The organism is Paenibacillus peoriae, from assembly GCF_022531965.1.
Lineage (GTDB): Bacteria > Bacillota > Bacilli > Paenibacillales > Paenibacillaceae > Paenibacillus > Paenibacillus polymyxa_D.
Genome location: NZ_CP092831.1, coordinates 1,417,131 through 1,440,942, shown reverse-complemented (window position 1 = coordinate 1,440,942; position 23,812 = coordinate 1,417,131). Strand labels below are relative to the sequence as shown.

General features: G+C 48.3%; 25 protein-coding genes. 8 read left to right on the top strand and 17 right to left on the bottom strand.

Translation table 11 applies throughout. The annotated features are described in order from the left end of the window. Positions 1 to 111: 111 nt before the first annotated feature. Positions 112 to 600: a cyclic pyranopterin monophosphate synthase MoaC gene (moaC, locus tag MLD56_RS06470; RefSeq protein WP_029516247.1), complete on the bottom strand. Its 489-nt coding sequence runs from the start codon at positions 598 to 600 to the stop codon at positions 112 to 114. A 38-nt stretch (positions 601 to 638) separates the two neighbouring features. Continuing rightward, entirely contained in the window at positions 639 to 1,292 is a 654-nt protein-coding gene (locus tag MLD56_RS06465) for a 5-formyltetrahydrofolate cyclo-ligase (protein WP_029516246.1), read from the bottom strand. Between the two features lie 270 nt (positions 1,293 to 1,562). On the opposite strand from MLD56_RS06465, the gene MLD56_RS06460 reads away from it, so the two are divergent. Continuing rightward, positions 1,563 to 3,527 (top strand): ABC-F family ATP-binding cassette domain-containing protein, encoded by a 1,965-nt coding sequence (locus MLD56_RS06460; RefSeq protein ID WP_029516245.1) that lies wholly within the window; start codon positions 1,563 to 1,565, stop codon positions 3,525 to 3,527. Between the two features lie 547 nt (positions 3,528 to 4,074). Here the strand turns inward: MLD56_RS06460 and tsaD are convergent. Genes tsaD through tsaE form a run of 4 tightly spaced genes read right to left on the bottom strand, consistent with a single transcriptional unit; the run spans position 4,075 to position 6,988 of the window. Further along, positions 4,075 to 5,139 carry a tRNA (adenosine(37)-N6)-threonylcarbamoyltransferase complex transferase subunit TsaD gene (gene tsaD, locus MLD56_RS06455; protein WP_029516244.1) on the bottom strand — a complete coding sequence of 355 codons (1,065 nt, stop codon included), beginning with the start codon at positions 5,137 to 5,139 and terminating at the stop codon, positions 4,075 to 4,077. Continuing rightward, positions 5,136 to 5,651, bottom strand: a complete 516-nt coding sequence (gene rimI, locus MLD56_RS06450; RefSeq protein ID WP_029516243.1) for a ribosomal protein S18-alanine N-acetyltransferase — start codon at positions 5,649 to 5,651, stop codon at positions 5,136 to 5,138. The genes tsaD and rimI overlap by 4 nt, the downstream gene beginning before the upstream one ends. Before the next feature lie 17 nt (positions 5,652 to 5,668). Then, positions 5,669 to 6,505: a tRNA (adenosine(37)-N6)-threonylcarbamoyltransferase complex dimerization subunit type 1 TsaB gene (tsaB, locus tag MLD56_RS06445; RefSeq protein ID WP_029516242.1), complete on the bottom strand. Its 837-nt coding sequence runs from the start codon at positions 6,503 to 6,505 to the stop codon at positions 5,669 to 5,671. Between the two features lie 3 nt (positions 6,506 to 6,508). Next, positions 6,509 to 6,988 (bottom strand): tRNA (adenosine(37)-N6)-threonylcarbamoyltransferase complex ATPase subunit type 1 TsaE, encoded by a 480-nt coding sequence (tsaE, locus tag MLD56_RS06440; RefSeq protein ID WP_029516241.1) that lies wholly within the window; start codon positions 6,986 to 6,988, stop codon positions 6,509 to 6,511. 134 nt (positions 6,989 to 7,122) lie between these two features. Here tsaE and MLD56_RS06435 point away from each other — a divergent pair, with 134 nt between their 5' ends. The 5 genes from MLD56_RS06435 to MLD56_RS06415 all read left to right on the top strand — a co-directional run bounded on the left by MLD56_RS06435 (position 7,123) and on the right by MLD56_RS06415 (position 11,581). Further along, positions 7,123 to 7,653 carry a cysteine hydrolase family protein gene (locus MLD56_RS06435; RefSeq protein WP_029516240.1) on the top strand — a complete coding sequence of 177 codons (531 nt, stop codon included), beginning with the start codon at positions 7,123 to 7,125 and terminating at the stop codon, positions 7,651 to 7,653. Between the two features lie 588 nt (positions 7,654 to 8,241). Next, positions 8,242 to 9,426, top strand: a complete 1,185-nt coding sequence (locus MLD56_RS06430) for an acetyl-CoA C-acetyltransferase (protein WP_029516239.1) — start codon at positions 8,242 to 8,244, stop codon at positions 9,424 to 9,426. 54 nt (positions 9,427 to 9,480) lie between these two features. Continuing rightward, positions 9,481 to 10,221 carry an acetoacetate decarboxylase gene (locus MLD56_RS06425; RefSeq protein WP_039269579.1) on the top strand — a complete coding sequence of 247 codons (741 nt, stop codon included), beginning with the start codon at positions 9,481 to 9,483 and terminating at the stop codon, positions 10,219 to 10,221. Between the two features lie 41 nt (positions 10,222 to 10,262). Beyond that, positions 10,263 to 10,928: a CoA transferase subunit A gene (locus MLD56_RS06420; protein ID WP_029516237.1), complete on the top strand. Its 666-nt coding sequence runs from the start codon at positions 10,263 to 10,265 to the stop codon at positions 10,926 to 10,928. After that, a complete protein-coding gene (locus tag MLD56_RS06415) occupies positions 10,925 to 11,581 on the top strand; it encodes a 3-oxoacid CoA-transferase subunit B (RefSeq protein WP_029516236.1) in 657 nt (218 codons plus the stop codon). Before MLD56_RS06420 ends, MLD56_RS06415 begins: the two co-directional genes overlap by 4 nt. A gap of 375 nt (positions 11,582 to 11,956) precedes the next feature. Here the strand turns inward: MLD56_RS06415 and MLD56_RS06410 are convergent, their stop codons facing one another. Genes MLD56_RS06410 through MLD56_RS06400 form a run of 3 tightly spaced genes read right to left on the bottom strand, consistent with a single transcriptional unit; the run spans position 11,957 to position 12,599 of the window. Further along, positions 11,957 to 12,124, bottom strand: a complete 168-nt coding sequence (locus tag MLD56_RS06410) for a hypothetical protein (RefSeq protein ID WP_161626982.1) — start codon at positions 12,122 to 12,124, stop codon at positions 11,957 to 11,959. A gap of 3 nt (positions 12,125 to 12,127) precedes the next feature. Next, positions 12,128 to 12,307, bottom strand: coding sequence for an H-type small acid-soluble spore protein (locus tag MLD56_RS06405; protein WP_029516235.1), 180 nt, complete (start codon positions 12,305 to 12,307; stop codon positions 12,128 to 12,130). Between the two features lie 52 nt (positions 12,308 to 12,359). After that, positions 12,360 to 12,599, bottom strand: coding sequence for a hypothetical protein (locus MLD56_RS06400; RefSeq protein ID WP_029516234.1), 240 nt, complete (start codon positions 12,597 to 12,599; stop codon positions 12,360 to 12,362). Between the two features lie 210 nt (positions 12,600 to 12,809). On the opposite strand from MLD56_RS06400, the gene MLD56_RS06395 reads away from it, so the two are divergent. Then, positions 12,810 to 13,724 carry a non-homologous end joining protein Ku gene (locus MLD56_RS06395; RefSeq protein WP_029516233.1) on the top strand — a complete coding sequence of 305 codons (915 nt, stop codon included), beginning with the start codon at positions 12,810 to 12,812 and terminating at the stop codon, positions 13,722 to 13,724. A gap of 22 nt (positions 13,725 to 13,746) precedes the next feature. Here MLD56_RS06395 and MLD56_RS06390 read toward each other — a convergent pair whose 3' ends face one another. The 8 genes from MLD56_RS06390 to MLD56_RS06355 all read right to left on the bottom strand — a co-directional run bounded on the left by MLD56_RS06390 (position 13,747) and on the right by MLD56_RS06355 (position 22,661). Continuing rightward, positions 13,747 to 15,606: an ABC transporter ATP-binding protein gene (locus tag MLD56_RS06390; RefSeq protein ID WP_029516232.1), complete on the bottom strand. Its 1,860-nt coding sequence runs from the start codon at positions 15,604 to 15,606 to the stop codon at positions 13,747 to 13,749. Positions 15,607 to 15,748: 142 nt separating this feature from the next. Further along, on the bottom strand, positions 15,749 to 17,242 hold the full coding sequence (locus tag MLD56_RS06385) for a nucleotidyltransferase domain-containing protein (protein WP_208332459.1): 1,494 nt from the start codon (positions 17,240 to 17,242) through the stop codon (positions 15,749 to 15,751). 28 nt (positions 17,243 to 17,270) lie between these two features. Then, a complete protein-coding gene (locus tag MLD56_RS06380) occupies positions 17,271 to 17,756 on the bottom strand; it encodes a lasso peptide biosynthesis B2 protein (protein WP_029516230.1) in 486 nt (161 codons plus the stop codon). 1 nt (position 17,757) lies between these two features. Continuing rightward, positions 17,758 to 18,060 (bottom strand): lasso peptide biosynthesis PqqD family chaperone, encoded by a 303-nt coding sequence (locus MLD56_RS06375; RefSeq protein ID WP_029516229.1) that lies wholly within the window; start codon positions 18,058 to 18,060, stop codon positions 17,758 to 17,760. Beyond that, positions 18,047 to 19,090, bottom strand: a complete 1,044-nt coding sequence (locus MLD56_RS06370; RefSeq protein WP_029516228.1) for a phosphoenolpyruvate carboxykinase (ATP) — start codon at positions 19,088 to 19,090, stop codon at positions 18,047 to 18,049. Before MLD56_RS06370 ends, MLD56_RS06375 begins: the two co-directional genes overlap by 14 nt. A gap of 199 nt (positions 19,091 to 19,289) precedes the next feature. Further along, complete coding sequence (locus tag MLD56_RS06365) at positions 19,290 to 19,418, bottom strand: paeninodin family lasso peptide (RefSeq protein ID WP_241113491.1); 129 nt, start codon at positions 19,416 to 19,418, stop codon at positions 19,290 to 19,292. 52 nt (positions 19,419 to 19,470) lie between these two features. Then, positions 19,471 to 21,396 carry an asparagine synthase-related protein gene (locus MLD56_RS06360; protein WP_029516227.1) on the bottom strand — a complete coding sequence of 642 codons (1,926 nt, stop codon included), beginning with the start codon at positions 21,394 to 21,396 and terminating at the stop codon, positions 19,471 to 19,473. Beyond that, a complete protein-coding gene (locus MLD56_RS06355) occupies positions 21,393 to 22,661 on the bottom strand; it encodes a sulfotransferase family protein (RefSeq protein ID WP_029516226.1) in 1,269 nt (422 codons plus the stop codon). The genes MLD56_RS06360 and MLD56_RS06355 overlap by 4 nt, the downstream gene beginning before the upstream one ends. Before the next feature lie 213 nt (positions 22,662 to 22,874). Between MLD56_RS06355 and ligD the strand changes: the two genes are divergently transcribed. Then, complete coding sequence (ligD, locus tag MLD56_RS06350) at positions 22,875 to 23,777, top strand: non-homologous end-joining DNA ligase (protein WP_029516225.1); 903 nt, start codon at positions 22,875 to 22,877, stop codon at positions 23,775 to 23,777. Positions 23,778 to 23,812: the final 35 nt, after the last annotated feature.

The window sequence follows — 23,812 nt, the reverse complement described above, 5'->3', positions numbered from 1 at the left end:
ATCACCCTTCTCCTATCATGAAAGAATACTTTCTCTTCTGAAAATCAGAAACAGCCACGCTGCATCCTGCATCACATCACAGTACCCTCTCGGCGACAATGTTTATCTATGTCAAGGTTCCCGGTGGTCCTCCCGTTGAAAATCCCCATGCTTGCCACCTGTTTTGGATTGCAGCATGGTAGGGCCGATGATCATATCTTTTTGCAGCGCCTTGCACATATCATACACGGTTAACGCTGCGGCTGAAGCCGCTGTCAAAGCTTCCATTTCTACACCTGTCTTACCTTCGGTCTTCACTTCAACTTCAATATGAAGCACATCATGTCCATTATCGGAAAAAGTAATGTTCACGCCTGTCAGAGCCAGTGGATGACACATCGGTATCCAGTCTGACGTTTTTTTCGCGCCTTGAATCCCTGCGACCTGGGCCACAGCAAGAACATCACCCTTGCCGATTCTTCCTTCTTTTACAGCCGTCAATGTAGCCGGATTCATCGTAATCTGAGTCACGGCAACTGCTGTACGAACCGTAGACGTTTTACCCGAAATATCTACCATACGAGCACGTCCCTGTTCGTTAAAATGAGTAAAGGAATCCACGACTCCCTCACAGCTCCTTTCACATACCCAACTTTACTTCATTCATCATTTGTCAATTTTGCATAATCACAATCTAAGCGTCCATCCAGAGTAAACAGCACGTCCACTCGCAAATCCCTTGGCTCCATAGGCACCTGTGTGAGCAATTGTCCCGGCAGTAGCAGCGAGACATACAGCGGACCTACGTGGCTGTTGTTACGCTTCTCTGCCTCTACCTGTACGGTAAAGCGGTCATAATAGCCTCCGCCGTAGCCAATCCTGCCCCCTCGACGATCAAAGGCCAAGCCAGGCACAACAACCCAGTCAATTCCCGTCCACATTTCAGGCGACCATTCCTTGCATGTCAAAGCAGGCTCAGGGATGTTCCAGACGCCGGGTACAATATCTCCGTTCTGATCCATCTCCCTCAGCTCCATCGTCCGAGTTACCGAATCCACTCTTGGAGCCAGGACACGATCTCCCTGTGACCAGCAATGCTCAATGAGGGGAGTCGTCGAAATCTCGCTGCCAAAAGAGAGATAACTAAATAAGGTTAGCTTATCTCCGTTTCTGTCTATTCTAAGCTGCTCCCATGCCTCGATTGCATGCCGACAGGCCACAGCCGATGCCTTCTGCCTTGTCAGCGGGTCCATGGAGTCACGCGCCTCCCGTTGCTGCAAACGCAGCGCGTTCTTCACATTACAGACATCCATCACATCCGCCCTCCCGCACAATCGTCGATAATCTTTAATACGTTGCTATTGTCCCATTTGTCAGTAAGTGCTGTACGTTGCAAGTTTTTTTCATTCTTTTTCACTTCTCGCTTAAGTTTATCATTGTTTATACAAATTGACTACACGCGGCTCAAGGGTTTACAGGGTGAAAGCAGTGCAATAGTGGGTAATTTCATGTAAACTGGAAGGAAGGTACCTGCGAAAAAAGCAGGTAGAACTGTGCAAAATGTAATGGAGGAACGATACGCTATGCTATTGCAAGTAACCGGAATTACTAAATCTTATGGAATTGAGCCCGTTCTGGACGGGATTAACCTTCAAATATTGGAACGTGAACGTATTGGACTCGTAGGTGTGAACGGTGCAGGCAAATCGACCCTGCTCAAAATCATTGCTGGTGAAATATCCTATGACAGTGGACAAATTTTCAAGGCAAAGGAGACCAGCATCGGTTATCTGGCGCAAAACAGCGGCTTGAATTCTGACCGTTCTATCTGGGGGGAAATGATGCTGGTGTTCACTCCCCTGATTGAAGCGGAACGGGAACTGCGGCAAATGGAACAGGACATCGCTGACCTGGCCAATGCTCAAAACGAAAAACGCTACGCAGATCTGCTGGAACGCTATGCACGTCGTTCAGACTGGTTCAAGGATCACGGTGGTTATGAAATGGAGACCCGTATTCGCAGCGTGCTGCACGGCATGGGCTTTGGCTCATTTGCACCTGAAACGCCTGTAGCTACCTTGAGCGGAGGACAGAAAACTCGGCTTGCGCTAGCGCGCATCCTACTGCTCGCCCCAGATGTCCTCATGCTTGATGAGCCTACCAACTATCTGGATATTCAAACACTAACCTGGTTGGAGGACTATTTGCGCGGCTACTCCGGTTCTCTGCTGGTTGTATCACATGACCGTTATTTTCTGGACCGACTGGTAACGACGATTATTGAAATCGAACGCCATCGTTCTACCCGATATACAGGCAACTACAGCCGCTACATGGAGTTGAAAGCTGCCGAGTACGAAACGAATCTGAAGCATTACGAAAAGCAGCAAGGAGAAATTGCCCGTTTAGAAGCATTCGTACAACGTAATATTGTGCGGGCTTCTACGACCAAACGCGCTCAAAGTCGGCGCAAGCAGTTAGATAAAATGGAGCGTATGGATCGACCGATGGGAGACTTGAAAAAGGCTCATTTTTCCTTTGAAACAGCCCATATGTCAGGTAAGGAAGTACTGGAGGTCCGTGACCTCTCTGTGGGATATGAAGGGAAAAAGCCTTTATTCCAGCACGCATCGTTCGACTTAAAACGTGGAGATACCGTGGCACTGATTGGTCCGAACGGGATCGGAAAATCGACGTTGCTCAAATGTCTGACCGGATCACTTAAACCTGCTGCGGGCTCCATCCACTGGGGCACGAAAATCAAAATCGGTCTGTATGACCAGGAGCAGACGAACCTGAACCCTGCCAACACCGTACTGGAGGAGTTGTGGAGCGAGTATCCTCATATGGAAGAAGCACGTATTCGTACAGTGCTGGGTAATTTCCTGTTTAGCGGTGACGATGTACTAAAAAAAGTAGCTGCATTAAGCGGAGGGGAAAAAGCCCGCGTTTCTCTGGCCAAGCTCATGCTGCGCGAAGCCAACGTATTAATTCTCGATGAGCCTACCAACCATCTGGATCTGTTTAGCAAGGAAGTGCTGGAAGCGGCTTTGATGGACTATGACGGTACACTGTTGTTCATTTCCCATGACCGTTATTTCCTGAACAAAATGGCGGAACGTGTCATCGAGCTTCATCCTGGAGGGATAGAACATTTCCTGGGGAATTATGATGACTATGTAGCTAAAAAGCAGGAATTGGAGGAAATTGCGCAGGAAGCTTTGGAGGCAAATCAGGCCGCACGCGGCAAAACATCGGCTACCTCTGCATCCGTGACAGACGAGACCACATCCAAATCACGCGCCGCCACCTATGCTGCAGACAAACAAGCCAAAAGCGAGGAACGTAGCCGTCAACGCAAGCTGGAGGCATTGGAAAACCAGATCAAAACGCTGGAAGAACAAATTTTAGGGCTGGAGGAACAAATGACCCTACCTGAGATTTATCAGGATTACACAGCGCTTCAGAATATTCAGGCACAGCTCGACACCCATAAACAGGAATTGACTGAAACCTATGCCTCTTGGGAAGAGCTGTTAGAAGAATAGACACTACTGCATAAAATATTAGCCTTAAAAATTTCACATTTTCCTCTTCTATTTTTTTGTACACAAGATTATCCACAACTTATGTGTATGAGTGAGATTGAAAAATGGCCTTTTGGGCCATTTTTTTATTGATAAAAAGCCACTTTCAAATGAAAACCAAATTTATCCACCCTTTTATCCACATTATCCACAGATTTCACAAGAACTAAAGGTGTTACATATCCCCCAACTTGCTATCTCCAAAAAGTCTTAGCCTGCTTGCTTCGGGCTGGGTTATCCACATTTGAAACGGTATATGTGGATAACTTTGTTCACAACTTGACAAATCACATCATTATTCGGGCAATATCAAAATTCCAGATTTTTTTGATGGATTATGAAAAATCGTGAACCATTGTGACGAATCATGCGAGGGAATGAGATGCTGCCATTCTTTTGCTCAAACTCCTGTATTTTATCCTCTTGAATTTATATTTTTATGATCGTTATGGTGCGGAACAAAAAAGACACGACTCAACTGTGCCGTGTCTTGCTCATTCTTCTTCAATTAAGTTTGGACAGACCATTCTTCCAGAGACAGCCCTGGATCAGCCTTCATATCCAATGAGGTAAATTCCCCGCGCTTCCATTTGGCGTAGGCCGCAGCGCCGATCATCGCTGCATTATCTGTGCAATATTTCATCGATGGTACAAGCAGATCGATTCCTTCGCGCTCACAGCGCTCCCGCAATGCTGTACGCAGTCCGCGATTAGCAGCCACACCGCCACAAAGCAGGAGCTGCTTCGCACCGTATTCACGCATGGCACGAATCGCCTTTTCCACCAGCACCTCGACGACCGACTCTTGAAAACCTCTTGCGATCGCTCCGACATGAACGGTTTCTCCGCGCATTTTCGTCTGGTTAATTACATTCAGCACCGCCGATTTCAAGCCACTAAAGCTAAAGTCATAAGAATCTGGCTCCAACCATGCACGCGGCAAAGTAACCACTTCCTCCGATTCATGAGCCACACGATCCACATGCGGACCGCCGGGATACGGAAATCCAATGGCTCTCGCTACTTTGTCGTAGGCTTCCCCAACCGCATCATCCCTTGTACGACCAATGAGTTGAAAATGACCTTCGGACTCCATCAGCACTAGCTCTGTATGTCCTCCTGACACAACGAGAGCAATGCACGGATATACGATATCATGCTCCAACTGATTGGCATAAATATGTCCCGCGATATGATGCGTCCCGATTAACGGCTTGCCGAATGCCAAAGCAGCACTCTTAGCGGCGACAATACCAACCAGCAATGCGCCAACCAGTCCTGGTCCTTGTGTCACGGCAACCGCCGAAATCTCACGAGGGGTAATTCCCGATGTTTGCATGGCCTCGTCCAGCATATAGGTGATGCTCTCTACATGTTTGCGTGAAGCCACCTCTGGTACAACACCACCAAAGGCTTTGTGTGTTTCAATCTGACTGGAAATCAAATTTGAGAGCACCTCTGTGCCATTTTTCACGACAGAAACAGCCGTCTCATCACAACTCGTTTCCACTGCCAGTATATAGCAAGGCTTGCCGGGGGCGGAGCCTGTACCTGCTTTTTCCTCTTGCGTCATTGCTTCTGCACGCTTCCTTCCTGTTCACCGGATGCCCCATGCGCGGGAAGATCCGCCCACATGATCACGGCATCCTCGTTATTATCCGAATAATAGCCTTTGCGCACACCTGCGGGCTTAAAGCCTTTTTTCTCATACAAGCCCTGAGCGATCCGGTTCGTTACCCGCACCTCTAGCGTCATACGTTCCATCCCTAAATAAGATGCGGTCTGCATCAGCTCATTCAACAGCTTGTCTCCAAGCTTGCGTCCGCGATAAGCCTCACGAATCGCAATATTCGTAATATGGGCCTCATCCATAATCGTCCACATGCCTGCGTAACCAATGGCTTGTCCGTCTAGTTCCATAATCATATATTTAGCGAAATGATTCATCGTCAGCTCATTGCGGAATGCTTCCTCCGTCCACGGTAGCGTGAACGCTTCATGCTCAATCTCCAGCACATCGGGAATATCATCCAGTTGCATCAAGCGAAACTCAAGTTTCTCTTCCCGCTGTATGTTCTTTGCCATGTTGTTCACCGCTCTCTTCAGCGCTGACGAAGCAGATTGGCTTCCGCCTCCGCCAGCTGGGTATAATTAGGAACCAGCGTATGTAGCTCGTCATGTTCCTGACGAAGCAGCTTATCCGCCCCAAGGCGGCCAACCCATCTTCCTTCCAGCTCATAAGGTACAATACGAAGCTCGCTCCAAGCACGCAGACGCTCAGCTGTTTCGGCGTGAACCGTCGTTTCACCGACTAGCCAAATGACTGGAGGACGCTCTTCAGAGGGCAAAGCCTCCAGCCGTTGCAGTAGGTCATCGGTCCAAGCAGTCATTAAGCGAATTGCATCTGGCTCCAGCCGTTGCGGACTCTCGACGTCGTCAACTGTATTCACGGCGAACAGCCCCGTGTAAACCTGACCACGGCGCGCATCCAGCACAGGCACAATCCAGTCTGCTGCCTGCGCTCCGGACGAACCGTTATTCACAGACTCATTTTTATCTTCTTGTCCCTTCATCTCGATGCCGCGATTCCAACCACCCCACGCCAAAGCGTGCAAAGTCGATATGGACGTCACCGGGATACCCCAGGCCCAAGCGAGTGTTTTGGCTGCAGTCACCGCAATCCGGATACCGGTATAAGACCCCGGTCCAACACCAACTGCAATACCATCTACATCATCTCGTGTCAGCCCTTCTTCAGTCAGCAGTCGTTCCAGCTCGGTAATCACATGCACGGAGTGATTACGTTCGCCATAGACGTTGCTTTCTCCCAGCAATTCTCTTCCGTTCATCAGAGCGGCCGCCATCACGGTCGTCGCTGTATCTAACGTCAAAAACCGCTCACGCGGCTTTACATTCACATCTGTATGCTCTCTTTGCATGGTTCAAACTCCATTCTCCCGCAAACTGCGGCACCATTGTTCATAAGGCTCGCCGTACCCGGTCAGGTGAATCAAGCGCTCCCCCACATCCGTTGTTTCTATATACATATGAAGCCGCTGCTCCGGCAATATATCCGGTATAATACTACCCCATTCCACCAGACATACTCCTGTCCCGTAAAAATATTCGTCCAGCCCGAGATCCTCCGCCTCGTCCTGGGAAATCCGGTACACATCCATATGATACAAAGGCAATCGGCCCTCGTACTCCTTAATGAGAGTAAAGGTTGGACTATTTACGATACCCGGTACACCTAAATGGCTGGCAAAAGCCTTGGAAAAAGCAGTTTTGCCCGCTCCCAGATCTCCATCCAGCACAATCACCGTTCCGGGAACCGCTTTGGCTGCCAAAAAACCTGCCAATGACCCGGTCTGTGCCTCTGAGACAGAACGGAACGTAAACTGCTCCTGCGAAATTGTCATATATTTTAATCACCTTTCGTCCGAATCGGACCGTTCCAACTTGTTCTTTATTATATAGTTCACCTTATGTCGCCGCAAGGCATGAAGACATGCTATTGTAAGTTAGATGATACACACAGGGAGGGAACGAAACGATGGGACAAACCGTTTTACTCTTGATTGATGTTCAGCAGGCGATGTTCATGTATGATGAGAAGCTGTATCGCGAGCAGGAAGTTGTATCGCATTTGCAGCAGCTTTTGGACAAAGCCAGAGCTACAGGTACACCGGTGATTTTTGTACAGCATACCGATGAAGCGGATGAGGATTTCCGGGAAAACAGTGTAGGCTGGGCCATCGCCGATGTGGTGCGCCCTCTTCCTCATGAACGAATTGTCCGTAAATCATCCTGGGACAGCTTCTACCAAACCGAATTGGGCCATGTGCTGAAGGAACTGGGGGCCGATCAGCTCGTAATCGCGGGGATGCAGACCGAGTTTTGCCTCGACACGACTTGCCGAAGCGCCTATAGTCTGGGATACCAGAACAACGTGCTCGTATTGGATGCGCATAGTACATTTGATAGCAAGGTGCTGAGCAGTGAACAAATTGTAGCTCATCATAATGAGCTGCTTGGCAATCGTTTTGTGCGTTTACTCGCGACAGCAGATGTACATTTTTCGTGAGCTATTGATCCAATTCACAAGTTTTCACTATCTCGCAAAGACGTCATCATTTTTATTGGAATTCCAAATGTATTCAATTGGATTGGCAACCTGCCTAGCTTTTTCAAGACCAGATTGGTCAGAAACAAAGCCGCCTTCAGAAAATTCTGGAGGCTTTTTTTATTTTCCAGCTGAGTTAGATGATATTTGCGAGGAAAACTTTTTTACGTATGGATTGCAACTTTCATTTTTAACATAAAATTCAATTTATGATCATGATTTTCAGAAAAAACAAGAAAATAACAGAAAACGTTAGAATGGCCTAATTATTGTGGCCTATATGACCCTATAAACATCTGTACATAGATATGTGTAAATATTTGGACATTGAGCAAAATCTGCATTAGAACTATGATAAAACTGGTTTTAATTTCCAATGGGAGAAGGCGATCGAACCGTCACATTTACTGTCTTAGGCACCATGATATGCCCGCATGCAAATATATCTTGCAATCGCTGCGTCTCGTAGGTTAAGAGCGGAAATTACCAATTGAAGTGCAATCATGGATGTATTGTGTTTTAACACAGCGAAAGGAATGTGAGTTTTTAATGAAAAAAGTAGCTTTAGTAAGCCCGTTAAGAACAGCGGTCGGCTCTTTTAACAAAACCCTTGCGCCTCTAAGCGCTTCCGAACTGGGAGCAACCGTGATGACAGCATGCCTTCAGCAAAGTAAATTAGAGCCTTCTTTGATTGATCAGATTTATTTGGGAAATGTTCTTCAGGCGGGCAATGGACAAAATCCTGCCAGACAGGCGGCATTAAAAGCCGGTATCCCTATTGATGTACCCGAAACAACGATAAACACGGTTTGCGGTTCTGGACTTCATGCCGTTGCTTTAGCTTACAATTCAATATTGGCTGAACAAGGCAACATCGTCTTGGCCGGAGGCATGGAGAGCATGTCGAATGCCCCTTACCTGCTAAGAAATGCAAGAAACGGCTACAAACTTGGTAACGGTGAGTTGGTAGACTCCCTGGTGGCCGACGGCCTTACATGCCCGATCAACCATTACCATATGGGAATTACCGCAGAAAATGTTGCCGATAAATATGGAATTTCAAGAATGGAGCAGGACGAATTTGCCTATCAAAGCCAGATAAAGGCCGTAGAAGCAAAAAACAAGAAGCTTTTTGAAGAGCAGATTGTTCCAGTCATGATCAAAAACAAAAAAGAAACTATTTCTTTCACAGAGGATGAACACATAAGAGGAAATACAACGAAAGAAAAACTTTCTCAATTAAAACCTGCGTTTAAGGAGAACGGAACGGTTACCGCCGGGAATGCTTCGGGAATCAATGATGGCGCGGCGGCCGTACTTGTGGTGTCGGAAGACAAATGCAAAGAACATGCATTAAAGCCATTGGCATATATCAAGGGTTATTCCCTTGTTGGCGTTGACCCTGCATATATGGGAATGGGGCCAGTGAAAGCCATTTCGACACTTCTGAAGCAGCAAGGTGTATCCATCGATGCCATTGATCTTTTTGAAATTAATGAAGCGTTTGCCTCACAAGCATTAGCGGTAGTGAAAGAGCTAGGGGTCAGTCTGGACAAAGTGAATGTCAATGGCGGCGCGATCGCGATCGGGCATCCTGTCGGGGCCAGCGGTGCTAGGATATTGGCTACGTTGGTTCATGAAATGGTGCGAAGATCTTCACGTTACGGCATCGCCTCGTTATGCATCGGAACAGGAATGGGCATAGCGATGCTGGTTGAAAATGCGCTCATTTAAAGTGCGTATTCAAGATGAATTTTAGAATATCTCTTAAAAGGAAGGGAGACCGTTATGAATCAAAAAGATGTACTTTCACTCCAATCCATGCCTGCGGCTAGCGGCAGCTACGGGCGCCCGCCATACCGATTCATCAACCGGGAATTTTTTATCATTACCTATGAGACCGATCCCGCTGCGATTAGACAGGCGGTCCCGGAACCTCTTCAGCCGGATGGAAGCAATACGGTTTCCTATGAATGGATCAAGATGCCCGATTCATCCGGGTTAGGAAGTTATGAGGAAAGCGGTATTGTCATTCCGTGTACTTTTCAAGGAGAACCCTGCAATTTTGTCGCCCAAATGTATTTGGATAACGCACCTGCTATTCTGGGGGGACGCGAAGTCTGGGGATTTCCGAAAAAATGGGCAAAGCCTCGCTTGATCGTTGAGGAGACGGAGACGCTGACGGGTACATTGCATTATAACAACGTCCTGGTGGCCACGGGAACTATGCCTTTCAAATATAACATTCTTGATGAAAAGGAAACGGCAAAAGCCATCGCAAAAACACAAGTTAATTTAAAGTTAATTCCTGATGTTGACGGTACCCCCAAAATCGCTCAGTTAGTAGCGTATAATCTTGAGAACATTACTGTAAAAGGAGCCTGGTCAGGGCCTGCCAGATTAAGCCTGATCCCCCATGTCAACGCTCCTGTGGCAGATTTGCCGGTTAAATCTTATATTGGCGGGAAACATTTTATTGCTGATTTAACGCTTCCATATGGAAGAGTCCTCTACGATTATCTTCAATAAAGTTTGCTTTCCTAAAAATATATATATAAGGAGAAGGAACCATGAATAACAAAGTAATCTCCGCTGAAGAAGCAGTTAAGAAGGTCAAAGACGGAGACACGGTGATGGTCGGAGGTTTTCTGGCAGGAGGCTTTCCGGAGGAGCTGGTTCGTGCGCTTGTCGACACCAATCCCGCCAGCAATCTTGCGATTGTTTCCAACGACACAGGCACACCAGAATTATCTATCTATAAGCTTGTAAAAAGCGGCAGAGTAAAGCGAATTTTTGCATCCTATATCGGCTCCAATCCGGAAACGGGAAGGCTCCTGATGACGAAAGAAGCTGAGGTCCAACTCTTCCCGCAAGGCACGCTCGCTGAAAAAATACGCGCGGGAGGAGCCGGTTTGGGCGGGGTTTTAACACCTGTAGGTGTAGGCACCGTTGTAGAGGAAGGAAAAAAGAAAATCAAAATTGATGAAAGGGAATATTTGCTCGAACTCCCGCTCAAAGCGGATGTGGCGTTAATCAGAGCCCATAAGGCTGATGAAGCGGGGAATCTTGTCATCAACGGCTCTTCACGTAACTTCAATATGGTTATGGCTACAGCGGCAGAGTATGTAGTTGCTCAGGTAGACGAATACGTAAAGACGGGTGAAATTGACCCCAATCATGTCAACGTTCCCGGAATATTTGTCGACGCAATTGTAAAGGTGGGTGAAAACGCATGAATAACAGAGAATTCATTGCTCGAAGAATAGCCCAGGAATTCAAAAGTGGTGAAGTTGTCAACCTTGGTGTCGGATTGCCTACAATGGTAGTGGACTATATCCCCGAGGACATTCATATTATGCTGCAGGCTGAGAACGGAATCCTCGGTGTAGGCCCCAAAGCGGCTCAGGGAAAAGAAAGGCTCGATTGTATCGATTCAGGCGGAAACTACGTTACAACCATGGAAGGAGCATGCTTTTTTGACAGTGCACTTTCATTTTCCATCATCCGCGGAGGGCATGTGGATATCACCGTGCTGGGCGCCCTGGAGGTCGACGAGAAAGGCAACCTTGCAAGCTGGATGATCCCTGGGAAAAAGGTGCCGGGTATGGGGGGAGCCATGGATTTGGTAGTTGGAGCCAAGAGAGTGATTGTAGCCATGGAGCATGTGAACAAAAATGGCGCGCCGAAAATACTGGAACAATGCAAGCTGCCCTTGACTGCTGTAAATGTTGTAAAGACCATAGTAACCGAAAAGGCTGTCATTGATGTTATTCCGGGTAAAGGGCTGATGCTAAAAGAAATTGCTCCGGGTTTGACGGTGGAAGACGTTCAATTAGCAACAGAGGCTAAACTGATAGTTTCACCACATTTGAGGGCCATTGCAGTGTGAAGGTCATAGAAAGGAACCAGCTGCATCTTCAAATTAACTTGTCTGGCATTTAACTCGTCCCTACGACTGCACTTGTTATTACAAAAAAAGGTTCACTAATTGCTCATTGAGCAATTGCGAGCCTTTTTTTGTTGAGCGGGACCTTTCAAGCAGCATCTGCGATGAAAGCCTACAGCTGTGCAAATAAAATGCGCCTTTTATGAGCGTAAAATCCAATCCGCTACATGCTCAGCCACCTTCGTATGGTTAAGATAAGCAAATAAGTTGTGGGGATTGGCACGCCCAGTGTGACTATCTTTCCAGAATGTCTGAATAAGCGGCTGATCATCAATACTTTCTATTAAATTTCGATTCAGCATCAGATGGAAATCATCTTCAACCGTTAAATGTCAGTAAAATCTGCTCTTGCTCCAGTTTTTGTGCCGCTTCCTCGTTCACTCGACGCAATCCTGCGATCAGTGCTTTTTTAATAAGACGAAGCATTTCGTCGCATCTGGGCTTTTTGTCACGGCCATGGATAATGACCAGATGTTTGGTTCCCATCTCCTACCGCTCTTCCAGACGATCCACACGGACGGTTTGAGTATTGCCGGGGTTGCTGCCCACCTGTACGGTAGCCATACCGTTTGCTTCATCCACATGCTCAATCCAAATCGGTTTGCCATCCAATTGTACGGCAATATTTTCAGATGAATCATAAATGGCTTTTGCTCGTTCCACGTTCATGCTGTTCTCCTCCTGCTGATTGTTGGTGCATTAATTTAGAAATGTAGGTCACCTAGTCTTCATCTATAAGTCGTTCAACGTCCAATGAAGGAAAGCTATGGGAAGGCGAGGTTGAAACTACAGCCTCCAAATCCACATGAGCCACAGCAACGGGAAAAGGCGGCTGAGTTCCATGTGAAAGGGCAAACTCGGGCGGCAATGCATCTTGTTCGCCTGCGGCGGGACCCCGAAAGGCGATATGGCTTTGACCCACACGATGACTGATCTGCCGAGGATAGGATTTTCCGGACATAAATTGCGTACCCCCTTTGAATCGGATATGCCTTACTATGTACCAAAATTTCTGTAACCATGCGCAAGCGGCAGCAATTCGCAGTCTTCATCTACACCTCATACAATCACTTATACGAAGCATACTAAGTGAAAATCATATGCTCATATCCCGGGGTGCCCGGAATCGAAGGATGCAAAATGCGGATTAAAGAGAAGGAGGACTGGCGGTATGCATACGGTCTGGAAAGGCGCGATCAGCTTCGGGCTGGTTCATGTGCCCGTTAAAATGTTTTCAGCTACGGAGGATAAGGACATTTCCATGCGTTACATTCACAAGGAGTGTGGAAGCCCACTTAGCTATGTACGAAAGTGTCCCGTTTGTGACAAGGAGGTCGAATGGGAGGAAATTGGAAAAGGCTACGAATATGAAAAAGGAAAATTTGTCATGTTCGACAAGGAGGAACTGGAGCAAGTTAGCGGACAAGCGGATAAAAATATCGTGATTTTGGATTTTGTTGATTTGCAGGAAATTGATCCGATTTACTTTCAGAAAACGTATTATTTATCCCCGGATCAGGCCGGCTCCAATGCGTATAAGCTGCTCATGAATGCAATGAAGGATACCGGGAAAATCGGGATTGCCCAAATCTCCATCCGCTCTAAAAGCAGCTTGGCGGCGATTCGGGTGTTGGATGAATGTTTGGCGGTGGAGACGATGTTTTACCCCGATGAAATTCGTCCCATTGCTCAAGTTCCTAACTTACCGGGGCAGGAAGAGGTTAAAGAGAAGGAGCTGACCATGGCCAAAATGCTGATTGAGCAGCTATCTACACCTTTTGATGCAGCCAAGTATACGGATCAGTACCGCGAGCGTCTGCTGGACCTCATTCAGCATAAAGTGGCTGGTGAAGAGGTGCGAATCGCCCCAACCCAGCCTCAGACCAATGTAGTAGATTTAATGGCCGCCCTTCAGGCCAGCATCGAGGCAGTGCAACCTGTCGTTACCGATCCCGGTCCTGCTGCGAAAAAACGCCCTGCGCGTAAACCAGCAGCCCCAACAGCACAGCAGGCGGTGGCAGGCGACAACCTCTCTCCGACTCCAGTCAAAAAGAAAAGAAGCACTGCCAAACGTAAAGAAACTTAAGCTGAGTTACAGAAAAGTCTGGTTAAGGGGTGGCGGTGACACTGCTTTGATACGATAGTAGCTGACTAAACGCCCCCCGCTCCTCTTGTTCCAGTTGGCGGTAGTTCCCCTGCTGTATGACCTCGCCTTGATCCAGTACGACAATTTGATCCGCATGTCTGATGGTTGACAGGCGGTGAGCGATGACGATCAGCGTCATTTGACCTTTCATCCGTTCCAGTGCTGCCTGAATTGCGGCTTCATGTTCACCATCCAGCGCACTTGTCGCTTCATCTAATATAAGTATCGGAGGATGATGCAAGATAGCCCGTGCTAATACTAGCCGTTGACGTTCTCCTCCAGACAGACGAATCCCGCGATCTCCAATGATCGTGTCCAGCCCTTCGGGCAGTCTGGATACAAAGTTGTCTGCTGCTGCAAAATGTAACGCCTCCCATAGCTGCTGCTCACTAGCATCCTTATCCGCCAGCATCAAATTTTCGCGGACAGTCGCATGAAATAAAAATGGGTCTTGTGACACGTAGCCAAACGACTGCCGCCACTGGGGCAATAATTCGTCGCCCAGAACAAGCCCGTCTATTGTAATCTGCCCCCCTGTTGGACGTAAAAAACCCATCAGGACATCGACCATTGTACTTTTGCCTGCTCCTGATTTCCCTACAATGGCTGTCATTTCCCGGGCGGGTATGAACAAATTAATATGACGCAGTGCAGGCTCTGCTGCACCCTCGTAGCGATAATCCAGATGGCTGCATTCAATCCCCTGACGAAGGGACAGGGGTTGCCGTTCAGATGCAGATGATAGATTAACTACCGATGGATCGGATGGAACGCGAGTCTCAGAGGATGCAAGTGCAATCAATGACGGATCTGTGAAAGCTTCGCACTCCTGTTGCACCTTGGTGACACTTTCAAAAGCGGAGATCATAGACATGATGTATTCCAGACTCGCTTGAATAAGAGCAAATCGAGGCCATAAGCGGGAAAATATAAGAATCAGCACAATCAGTTTTTCAGGTGTAACATGCAGCCACTGCAGCGATATAAATATGACACAAGCGACAAAAACAGCTGCCACTGCACGATGAAAAAACTGTGTGGTCGCATTTTGCCGGACAAATTGAGTCGTATTATCCTCCATGCGTTGCGTCAGGGAGCGAAACCAATGGATATTCGCCGCTTCCAACAGATTGCTTTTTATATCTTTCATACCGTTCATGTGATCCGTAATTCCAGCAAAATAAACCTGTGACAGTTCAGTCGTACGATCACCTAATTGTTTGGCATTTCGAATGGAGCGGCGGAACACGACAAACAGCCCCAATCCACTCAGAAATACCAGTCCGGTTAAAGAGGGGGATAACCAAAAAGCCAGCGCAATCTGGATCAGCGTAAACATGACGGCTGTAGTCAGTTGAAGAAGCAAATTCGTCCCCTGACTGACACGCGCCAGCTCGGTCGTCATCACATGGCTAAAATCAGATTTACGCTGACGCAAATAAAAGGCCCACTGCGCCTTCATAAAGGAAGTGTACACGTCTATTCGAAGAGAACGCATAAAACGCTGCTGAATCCGCGAATTCAGGATGGATTGGTAACGCTGAAGCAAAGCCTGCCCTGTAAGCAGCACTACAAAAACCATCAACATCCCCGGCAATAGCCAGCTTTTAGGAACGAACGGCAAAAAATGATCCAATCCATCAGACAGAAATGGCATCCCTGAATGACCGACAAATACGCCGATGGCCGCCAGCATAGGAACAAGCATATAAATGCCAAAGCCCTCCAGTAGACTGACAATGATCATACACCCAATATTGAGAAATAACGCACCGCCGTTCACGCTATACAGCTTTGTCATATATAATCGCAGGTGAACCATAATGCACACTCCTTATTCAGGACTTTGCAAAATTCGATCCCAATCGCTCCAAAGTGCATTATATAGACGAACTAGACCATTTCGATCTATATATTGTTCATTGAAAGCCGCTTATTGGATTTTCACAAAATCCTCTATCGAGTCAGTGCTTTGAAAATCGCCGCTTCAGCCAGAGAAATGGACGTAAAGGGATATACAAAAAATGCAGCTGGCGAGGCAATGGAAAAACGCTCGAATCGCCCGTAGAAGGAAACAAACGGCTGATGAGATACCATAGTCTGTGTCTTGGCTCTTTTAAGGAAAGCAAGTAAGTGCGGCTGACCGGCTGATAGACAGCCCTGTTTTTGGTCATGACTTGGCTGGAGGCAGCAGCTGGAGTCATCGGGGCACAACTGGCAGCGGTGCTCATCGGATTATGATTGTCGTTACTGGCATCTTCCGTGATGCTAGTAACGCCACGGGTGGCAAGCATGGCTGCTTCGCCAGAGGTACTGCATACTGAAGGACCGCCACCTGGAGGGGCGGCCTCCGCTTGCTCCGCCAAGGCTCTGCTGTGCAGCAGCTCTGATGGAGCAAGCCTACCTGTACCCGACCCGTGGGTGATCGGGTACAGTGCGGGTACGCTGGCCTGCATGAAGGCCAGCGCGCTCAGCGCGAGCCTATGTGCCTGCCGGGTAGCCGATACCGGACGCATCGGCTCCGGTATCGGCGTACCCAACAGCGCAGCGGCGAGTGCCCAAGCCTGCCCGCCAGCAGGCAGGCCCCCGTAGCGGCGCATCATCGGCAGTAGCGCCTCCCAATCGACAGCACATATCGCAAGCCTGTCGATGTCAACCAGCCAGCGCAGCCTGAACCAACCGTGACGCGCACCATGCGCACTCAAGTACAGAAATTGATGCTCGCTGCCAAGCGTATACATACAGGACGTCATCACAGTCCTGTTGTCGGCAGATCCCAACGGTACCTGCCGAATGGCTCCTGCAGCTTTGCCCTTTTTCCGGCAGTTCCACAGCTCGTTAAAAGAGGGTTCCCCACCCCCATCCGGGTGAAGCCGCCAATGCAACTCTATCTCTACCCGTTTTTGCGGATGTAAATAGGATGCATGATGGTCCTTCCATTTCCAACTGCCAAGGACACGCACTTCTCCGCTCTTGGACGAATATCCAGCTTCCTGCATCCAATGCTCAGCCTCATCCATATCGTCAGGGGCAATGAGTAAGTCTATGTCCTTGGAAGTACGCAGAGAAACATCCCCGTATAATTGCTGCGCCAGAGCAGGCCCCTTCAACATAAGCACACGAATTCCATGAGCTATGAGCAGCCTGGTCAGACGCTCGGCTTCTGCTTGAAGATGGAGCATGCGAAGCGTGTTTCGATGATATTGCGCCTGAAGGTTTCGCAACAATTCTGCGGGAATGAATGGATGATTCAATGTTTTTAGCTGGAGATACACCGTAGGTACCACTCGATGGTGCTCGGTCAGACGTAAAAAGCGGACCCAATCCATCTCACGCAGCTGGGTAGCAGCAGTCGTATCCTGCCAATGAATAACGTCCTTCCCCAATAGAGAGAGTAACAACGTTAATTCTTGATCCTCATTCCAATTCGCAAGTTCCAAAACAGACTTGGTGGGCATGCATTCTTCTCCTTCGTGTCTCATCGCATTAAAGTAAAGAACTACTTTTATCTTCCATATTCTTATTTGTATCCATCACAGCACGTCTTCCGAATATCCCCACCACCGTAAATGCTTCCATCTCCCGTTTCCCCGTAACATAAATCGGTCCGCTACGTACCCATGCATGTGCAGCCAAGCGTCCAGCGGCATTTTTGGCTGTACCCAGATACAGCGTGCAGTCCAGTTTCCTGCGCCCCAGCAACGTCATCGCCGCAGCGGCTTGTACAAGACAACTACTACGCCAAGGAGTATAACTGCTTGCCAGCTCTACAGCGTGTGAAATCTGCTGAATGGACTTCTCTTGCCCAACGTCACACTGCCATGGGGTTTCTTCCATACGTATGCCCCAAGCCCTTGAGTAATCCCAAAAAGAACGACGCTGGCGCAGCCTCGCCCATCCCAGCTCCAGCCAGGCTTCCGGCAACAATCTTCTGACTTCTGGAGACAGGAGAAGAAGCCGTTGTATCCGCATGTTATACCGGCTCCCGTAGAAGCTTTAACAGTCCTTCCCGCTCCAACTCAGCCACAAAGGTATGTACCTGCTGTCTGCACTGTTCCTCGTCCACCTCATATTCGTTCGTCAGGACAGTTACGATATCGCCAAGTGAAGGACCGGATTCTGCCAGTTCCCAGATTCGTCCTCCTGTGTAGCCTAAATTGTAATATTTACCAGTGTTAATGCTCATCATCACTTTTTCTCCGTCCATATCACTGACGTAGACCTCTTCATTGTAAATGACGCGATAATGATCCTTAGCTGGATTAGTGGCTGCCATAACTCTTTTCCTCCTTACGAATGAGTTCAAGTACCCGTTGTACAACCTCGGACGCAGTAAAGACGGAACTATCCCTCAGCAAGCGCCAGCCCTCCACTTTCCGAGCCATCCTAGCCGCTGTATCAAACGACCATTCACTCAAACCCATTCGCGGAATAATCACCCTGCGATATGTATGTTGTAGTAATGTATGCAAGCACTCCAGAACGTTCAAGGGCTGTTCCGTAACCGCCACTAGCTCCCCTTCGCGCATCAACGCACGGGTTGGAGAATCTGCCACCAGCTCGAATACGCCCCCTAAGGGCAGCGGATCGTTATAAAAATCATCTACGGCGGGTACGGCATATTTATTCAGCTCACCTGCAAGCGTACGCAGATCTGTGTATTGTGGCATTACAGAATTGTCGTCAGTTAGGGACTGTATGTGCTTTCTTTTGCGTACATGCTTGTTCTCCCGTAAAGCCTCCAGTTGGAGCAAGCTTTCAAGCCCCAGCTTTTGCTGCGGATAAGCTGGATACACAATGGCAGAGGAACCCGTAGCTTTTACAGCAATCACGTCATCACTAACCATCTGATAACCTGCCTGCCTAAAAACAGCAGCCAATGTCGATTTCCCCGTACCCGATTCACCCACAAATGCGTAGGCCCTCCCCCCGATGACGACCGCACTTCCGTGAATAGGTAATATTCGTCTTTGCATCAGCAGAACACCCATGCATGTACCCAGCACAAACAGCCGCACGGTGTCAGGATCAGCCCCAGAGAATATACTTACCTCGATCTCCTTGCCTTCCCTGACGGCATAAATGGCCGTGCCCGGTATTCGGAACATAAATCGCTCATCCAGCATCACAAAATTGGCCTGCTCCAGCTGACCACTCCATGCAGTCAAATCAGCCTGTCGAATGACTACATCCTCTACCACTCCTGGTGCTGCCAGCATCAGCTCAGGCAGATTCAGCTCACTCGCAATCCTGAGTCCAAAGGCCGTATATTTCGTCCAACTGACATTTGCACTCCTGTCATGCACGTAGGACTCACTCCTCTGTCTTTAAAAATCCCGTCTTTATTTCTTGGGCAACACCTCTAACCCGAAAGAAATAAAGACGGCTGTATATTGAATACGAGTCCAATGGATCATGCTATTTTCGTTCATTCAATCGTTATCGGCCCAGTTGTCTGGCTTCCAGTCCAACATTGGCTGCATGTATAACATGTATAACCATCTATTAGCTTGGATTATAGATATCGGCATCGTGGTCGGACACCCAATCAATCTGTCTCCAGCCTTTACCCGCCATGGTCTGGCTAATATCCAGCACCTCTATCGTCGGTTCCTGCCATTCTTTTTCACTCATTTCATCACCTCCCCTCCAACGAATGGCGAACTGTCTGACCGAACAGATTCGATCAGTTGAATCTACAGAGAAAACGGTACACAATCAGGCTATGCATGAGTAGTCTTATATTCGGATCAGACGCCTGCTCAGGGCCGGGGTGGTGAAGTTTTGCCATAGCCGTCTTAATAAACTCAATATTGAGATATTCGGCGGCTCGTAAATCATGACACATCAGTTGAAGCTCCCCCATAAACGTATCCCAACAAGGAAGCATACGATGTAGCCAATCTGCAGGCTGCACGCCGCGTACCCGCTGGTTCAACCGAACATCATCAGGTAGATGATCACGCATGGCCGTACGAATGAGGGCACGGTCCCGACCGTTTTGTACATACTGCTCAAAAGGCACCGATAAGCAAAAGCGAATTACCCGGCTGTCCCCGGTCGGATCACGTTCCCATAGGCCGTAACGTAGTGAAAGTTTGGTCGCGACCACACCATTTTTGTTGGCAATCGCCAAATTTGAGAACTTCTCTTTTCTCGTCTGATCGGCATTTTTCATCCAACCTGTTCCGCTCAATACAGGAATATCTTCTACATTCATCCGTTGGGCAAACTCTGGGTGAATCAGTGAAGGAACGGGACTGCGATGGCCACGCCGCAGCCATAAACGAGGTTCAAGTGAAGTCGCTTTCTTCAACATCACGGGGAGTAGATGAGACATACGCCTGCCCGTAAGCTTGCTGTACCGCCTCAATCCCTGAAAGGATTGCAACCAGTGCAAATGACGAAACTGACGGGCATAATAGTCCAGTGCAGGGCCCCACGATACGGAAAAATTGCCTCGTGCCCCGGTCAACAGTACACCGACATTGTGTTCCTGCGCTTTTTCATAAAAACCTCTGATCCAGAAGGAGTTTTCAAAATATTTGTAGGGAGCCTCCATCAAATCCAGCCAAATATCAATTTCTGAAAACGGACTTTTTCCCTCAAAATCCATATAGTTCTCGTGAATGTTGCCCACATAGCGAGCCGTAGAATGAATGTAGCTTCGTTCGTTCGCCAGCAATGTAGGCGGTGTCCAGTCTGTAAAATCTTGAACAGGCACATAGCTGTAGGCATGTAGCGGCTTTTGTTGCAAGTGCAGCGCTGGCGCGGCAAAGCTGGCAACCGCTCCGGAATCCAGCCCTCCGCTCAAGGCAGCCCCTACAGCGCGATGCGTCCGTAATCGGGCAGTGACCGCCTGTGTGAACACCTCGTGGAAAGCTTCTATGTACTCACCTCCTGTTTTGAGCCGCAGTGGCTCTACCTCATCCAGGCATGCATATTTATGAAGGGTTCGCTTCCCCTCCTCCATAGTGAACCAATGTGCAGGAGGAAGCTGGTTGATATGCTTGTAGGCGGTCGTCCCGATATCGACGGATTCCTGCATGGTGCGGATGGACAAAAATTCGGCCAGCCACGGTTCATGCAGTTCTTTTCGCAGAGAGGACAGGGCCAAAAGCGGAGCGACTACCGTGCTAAACGCGAATCCTCGGTCATGTTGGTAGATGTACAGCGTACGATGGCCTGTCATATCTCGAGCACCATATAATCGATATTCCTTGGCATCCCAAATGACAAAGGCAAAATCACCTATCAGATAACTGGCTGCCTCCACTCCCCATTTGTCATATGCCAGCAAAATCAGCTCGCTGTCCGTGATATCTTGCCGCCGTTCCTGCTCAACTCCCAGCCGTTCAAACAGCTCGGAACGATTGTCAATAATCGCATCCGCCGTGATTGCCAAATCTCTTAGCTCATCATAAAAGGGAAGACGCTCATGAACAGATTCCGGGGTCACATACTGGGCATGACAACCCAAAAAAATAGAGCCTTCACACCAAGCGCATACGCGGTCAGCGGGATATTTCCGCAGGGCCTGCATCATTTTCCCGCCTTCTTCGGTGCATACAGACTCATGCCCAAAGCTATAGATTCCGGCAATCGCACTCACGTTCTTCCCCCTTTTTCTTTTCCTATACTTGATAATGCTACAGACGCCAAGTACCTGAGTTTACGGGCCAAGAGGCTGCGAGATCGGAGACCTTGATGTGGGCGTTGATAGCTTTGAAGCTGAGCGATAAGACGGTTCCGCTCCTCATAGCTATGTGCCAACCTGTTTTCCAGTGATTGGATCCGTCGATCGTTCACGCTCTGGTCCACATGCATCCATGTCGGATCTTGGGGTGGAGTATGATGGATTGCATTTGTCATGAGTTCTCTGTTATCTGTATCCTGTTCTTCCAGCATCCGATAAGCTGCCTTCCATTCAAAGCCGCTTTGCTGGAGGAATTGTTGTGTACGTCGACTCAGCAGCTCCATATCTGGCTCATCTTCAAAGCGAACTCCAGTCATCTGTTCAGCCTGCTCCAGCGCTTCCGCGTAACCAAGTTGCTTAAACATGCGGGACCCAATGCTTCTGCAATACAGCTCAATTTCCCTTTTACTCAACACATGTTGCCAGCTATGTACCGAATCCTGATGCGCCTGTTCATGCTCTCCTACGAATGGATCGCCCGCTCCCATACTATAAAAAAGACTGGATTTGGGCGTATCCGCGAAATCTCCGTACTTTTCCATCCCCGCTTCATAATGGATTCCCAAAAAACTGCACAGTTTCTCGATCTCCATCGTTGGATTGGATACGAGCTGTTCATATCTAAGCGGGTATGCAAGTGGATGAGGTGTAGCAAAATAATGAGTATAACGGAACAAACCAACCGTAATATCCGTCATTTTCATATTAAAATGCGGACTCCCCAGTTCCTCCAGTAGTTGAAAACGTCCGTTCCGTAGCTGATTGACCTTTTTGAATGAGGCCACAATGGCCAAAGGGTTTCGGATAAGCCACAACCTGCGGGCAGCAGGGAATAAACGGTCTATAAATTCCAGCACCGTATAGTAACGCGGGGATTTGTCGATAAGCATATCTGCTGTTGTACCTTGAAGCAAACCATTATATATTTCAAGTGCATACGAACGGGAGGCCTGCTCCAATACGTCGGAGGGGACCATACCTTTAAAAAATTGCCGGAGTATCCCTGTTCCTCCATATGGGCGTGTATGTGACTGCGGAAGATCATATAAACTGAGCAGAAACCACATTTCCTGCGTGGCAAACAGGCGGGAATGGTTTTGCAAAATGGCGGTAAGCAACGAGCTTCCACTCCGAGGGACACTTAACAGGAATACCAGCCCTCCGCCTTGCTTTTCAATCAAGCAAACTCCTCCTCTACCTCTGCTCAAGACACTTTAATAGATACATATCGTATTTTTATTATAAATTTATGATACATAATGTATCTTGTCAATCCTTTTGATGGATAAATTCAGCACTTCACGTTCATGTTAAACCCTATGTAGATCTAAAAGCTTAACAATCAGCCTGTAAATAAAGATTTTGCTGCATATTAGCCAAAGGAGGATAGCACAATGGGACAAGCTGTTAAAGGTACTATTACCATTGAAGGTCAGGAAATTCCTATCACCAACCCGGATAAACCGCTGTGGCCTGAAGCAGGCGTGACTAAGGCGCTGTATCTTCGCAAGCTCGCGGTACTGGCTCCCTTCCTGCTCAAATATTGTCATCATCGTCTGCTGACCGTCATCCGCTGGCCACATGGGATTCACGGTGATTTTTTTTATCAGAAAAATGCCCCACGTCCTCGGCCGGACTATATTGAAACCGCCCTGCATGATGGCATTGAATATATCGTGCTCGGCAAATTGCCACAACTCCTCTGGCTTGGTAATCAAGCTGCGTTGGAATTCCACCCCTCTCTGCACGAAGCGGGAAACAAGCTGCCCTGTGAATGGATGATTGACCTTGATCCATCCAGAGAGGTGGAGCCACGTATTATGGAGGCAGCCTCTATTGTCGGTGAAGTACTGGCTTCGCTTGGTTTGGACTCCGTCCCCAAAACATCCGGGGCCACAGGTGTACAAATTATCGTTCCGATCCGTACAGGCATAACCTTCGACGAACTTCGCAGCATCGGGCTATTAGTCGGACAGTTTGTGACAGAAAAGCACCCGCATCTGTTCACACTCGAAAGGTTAAAGAAGGATCGTGGAACAGCCATCTATTTTGATTATTTGCAGCATTATCAGGGGAAAACTCTGGCCGCTCCTTATACCCCGCGGGCACGCCCCGGCGCTACGGTCTCCACTCCGCTAACATGGGAAGAGGTACGGCAAGATGTATCACCACTTGACTACCATTTGCTGAATATTGAGGAACGACTAAATCAGGTAGGCGACTTGATCGACAAGGTTCCTCCCCAACCTGTAGAAGATGTCCTCAAGCATATGCGCACCAAGGCACACCGAACCTGATCCATGCTTGGAAGAATAAAAAAGGGGACGAACCC